4 tRNA genes and 1 rRNA gene are annotated in these 635 nt (G+C 48.8%); all 5 read right to left on the reverse strand.

The window, feature by feature from the left end:
- Positions 1-76 (reverse strand) — tRNA-Val (locus ACZ07B_RS22145).
- A gap of 9 nt (positions 77-85) precedes the next feature.
- Positions 86-157, reverse strand: a tRNA-Glu gene (locus tag ACZ07B_RS22150).
- Positions 158-191: 34 nt separating this feature from the next.
- Positions 192-283: transfer RNA gene (locus ACZ07B_RS22155), tRNA-Ser, on the reverse strand.
- Positions 284-288: 5 nt separating this feature from the next.
- A tRNA-Asn gene (locus ACZ07B_RS22160) sits at positions 289-363 on the reverse strand.
- A 9-nt stretch (positions 364-372) separates the two neighbouring features.
- Positions 373-488, reverse strand: a 5S ribosomal RNA gene (rrf, locus tag ACZ07B_RS22165).
- Positions 489-635: the final 147 nt, after the last annotated feature.

Below are 635 nucleotides of genomic sequence, written 5' to 3' on the forward strand. Positions count from 1 at the left end.
TGGTGGAGGATGACGGGCTCGAACCGCCGACCCTCTGCTTGTAAGGCAGATGCTCTCCCAGCTGAGCTAATCCTCCATCATATAATGACCCGTACGGGATTCGAACCCGTGTTACCGCCGTGAAAGGGCGGTGTCTTAACCGCTTGACCAACGGGCCCAGACTTTCAATTGTAATTATGTATAAGTATCAGTGGCGGAGAGCAAGGGATTCGAACCCTTGAGACGGAGTTGACCGCCTACACGATTTCCAATCGTGCTCCTTCGACCACTCGGACAGCTCTCCAATAATGGCTCCGCAGGTAGGATTCGAACCTACGACCGATCGGTTAACAGCCGATAGCTCTACCACTGAGCTACTGCGGAATGAAGTCTGCCTGGCGATGTCCTACTCTCACAGGGGGAAACCCCCGACTACCATCGGCGCTGAAGAGCTTAACTTCCGTGTTCGGCATGGGAACGGGTGTGACCTCTTCGCCATCATCACCAGACAATTTCAGTGACATTTAACATTATACTATGTATTCTTGAGAAAATCAAGTGTTTTTTTGAAAAAACTTATTCTCTCAAAACTAGATAACAGGTGTGACATCATTCAAAAATATGGTTAAGTCCTCGATCGATTAGTATCTGTCAGC

The sequence above is a fragment of the Bacillus sp. 9.4 genome, from assembly GCF_055486415.1.